This is a genomic window from Klebsiella sp. ME-303 (genome assembly GCF_007910085.1).
In the GTDB taxonomy this organism is placed as follows: Bacteria; Pseudomonadota; Gammaproteobacteria; order Enterobacterales; family Enterobacteriaceae; genus Klebsiella; species Klebsiella michiganensis.
Genome location: NZ_VOJB01000022.1, coordinates 1 through 2,117, shown reverse-complemented (window position 1 = coordinate 2,117; position 2,117 = coordinate 1). Strand labels below are relative to the sequence as shown.

Sequence of the window (2,117 nt, the reverse complement as noted above, 5' to 3'; positions counted from 1 at the left end):
CCACATTGCCGCGCCATTCCGCATGCCGCTTTGGGTAATCTGACCTGTTCCGTGTAACTGGCGAAGCTGATTACCGACCGACGACATACCGCGACCCAGTGCAACGGCGATTTCTCTGGTGGTCAAATCAGGATTGGCCTTGAGAAATTCGATCATCGTGATTTCACCGCTGTATTGTGTTTTCTTGGATTTAGTTGTTTTCATTGAAAAAACTCCTTAGCCCCTGAAACCCTTTGGAATATCTGCCTGAACTTTGCCGCTAAATCCGAGGTTTCCGCCTACAGCAAGGTTTACCGGGCACAGCTTCAGCGCCAGCTCAGGCCATTTGTTACGTAATGTCTTCATGGTTTGAACTTTTGGGCACCAGAACTGATCGCGCTGAATGCGCTCAATCATGGTGCGGATTTGGTCGTGGCTGCAGCCATGTTCCTGGCGAAGCATGCGAACCTCGTTAGCCCATCCAACAAAGTTCGGTTCTCTCGGTCTTGCCAGAGAGCCGTCAAATTCGGCGGCGCGTTCGTACATCTCGATGATGGTCGACCAGAACCACATCGCGAGATCGAAGTCATCATCGGTAGCCAGGTTACTGTCTTCGGTAGCGTCAGGAATGTTTGCTTCCGGGATGACCGGTTCACGTCCTGACTCTGCAAAGTTATCCACAGGAAGAATCTCTCCCGCGTGGTTTTTATGATCTGTATGTAGTGATCTGTTTTTAAGATCTGTATAGAGATAGGATTCGGCTTGAGAGCCGTTTCCAGGATTCGGCTCTTGGGCCGTTTCCATTCGGCTCTTGGGACGAATGCATTCGGCTTGAGAGCCGTTTCCATCACTTTCAATCACTTGCTTCGATTCGGCTCTTAAGCCGTTTCCATTCGGCTCTTGGGCCGTATCCATATTTTTCAATGGGTTATTTGAATTTCCCCCTTGCGGGAATATTTTGGCGATTAGCGCCTCCTGATCGACCCGATAATGCTTCTTCGGAGTGCCGCTTACCTGCCGTAACTCTTCCTCAATAACCCCCGCCAGGTACTGCTCTGTAATCTTGAACATTGCTTTTCTGACCACGTCGCCATCTTTGGCGCGAATCTCTTTGGCAAGCGCTGCGTGCTCTTTGTAAAACCAGCCATTTTCCAGACTCGACTTGCCCGACCAGAACACCAGCTGATTGAGAATGGCCGCCAGCAAATGCTGTTGCCTGTCTCCTGCAAAGAAATCCAGATACGGTCCGGGGATCGTTATGCAGTTCCCCTGCCCCGACATGGCCTGAACAATTTCAAAAACCTGATTGTTCATTCCGAAACCTCATTGTGTAGCCGTAAAAACTCTCTCAATCCTACCCAGCCAATAGCCCCGCAGGCTTTGCGGTAGGAAACTTCTTTCTCTGTCGCTGTGAGTACCGTCACCATGTGGCCTTTGTGCCTGTGCTGGAAGCGAGAACCGGCCTTAGGGATGCCAGTGCCTGCACAATCTCTTTCAGACGGCTCATACGCCGGATACGCTCGTTTCAGGCGAGCAATCAATTCAGCAGCAGACTGGTTACGCATGGTTGAACCTCGCTTAGTGAATCAGCGTGTTACCGGAAGAGCCGCCATCAGCAATCCGGTCAGAGATAGCAATCATTGCGCCGAACAGCGCTTCCATTTCGTCGTCCACCCGTTGTTTGCGGTGAAGAAGTTCGCGGAAAGTTTCAGAGTAGTAACTACGCACCCGCGCCAGTAGTAACGGCGGCATAGCACGTTCAATCGCGGGGAGAAGCTGCGCAATTTTTTCGATTGATGCAGGCGAATCACTTTCAACCCAGCGGTAAATCTTCTGGATATTGCGGCTAAGTGCGTCAGGGTGGCTGTCGTCGTACAACTCTGGTGCAGTCATACCCATGGAGAAGTAAGCGTCGACAATCGCCGATACAGGCGTTTTACGGCCGCCTGGATAAAGCGCCCAGGCATTCATGGCCTCGCGAATGCGCTCATGCCTGATTTTCATGATTCACCTCACCAGAACGTTTTTCGTTACGATATTGGTCGTAAATATCTTTGTCGTATGTCAGCTTGCCGGATGAGGCGTCGACTAATCTTTGTGCGCGCCCCTCTGGAACCAAGAGACCCCACTGGGAGACT

Annotated in this window: 4 protein-coding genes; all 4 read right to left on the bottom strand. The window is 51.3% G+C overall.

Annotation, left to right across the window (positions count from 1 at the left end; genetic code table 11):
* On the bottom strand, positions 1–204 hold a 204-nt coding region (locus FQK12_RS00190), incomplete at its 3' end, for a hypothetical protein (RefSeq protein ID WP_146295619.1).
* Positions 205–216: 12 nt separating this feature from the next.
* Positions 217–1,293, bottom strand: coding sequence for a hypothetical protein (locus tag FQK12_RS00185; RefSeq protein WP_014228548.1), 1,077 nt, complete (start codon positions 1,291–1,293; stop codon positions 217–219).
* A gap of 264 nt (positions 1,294–1,557) precedes the next feature.
* Positions 1,558–1,983 (bottom strand): toxin YdaT family protein, encoded by a 426-nt coding sequence (locus tag FQK12_RS00175; RefSeq protein WP_014228547.1) that lies wholly within the window; start codon positions 1,981–1,983, stop codon positions 1,558–1,560.
* Positions 1,967–2,117 (bottom strand): transcriptional regulator (locus FQK12_RS27535; RefSeq protein ID WP_146295617.1); only part of this gene is annotated, 151 nt, incomplete at its 5' end. The genes FQK12_RS00175 and FQK12_RS27535, both read right to left, overlap by 17 nt.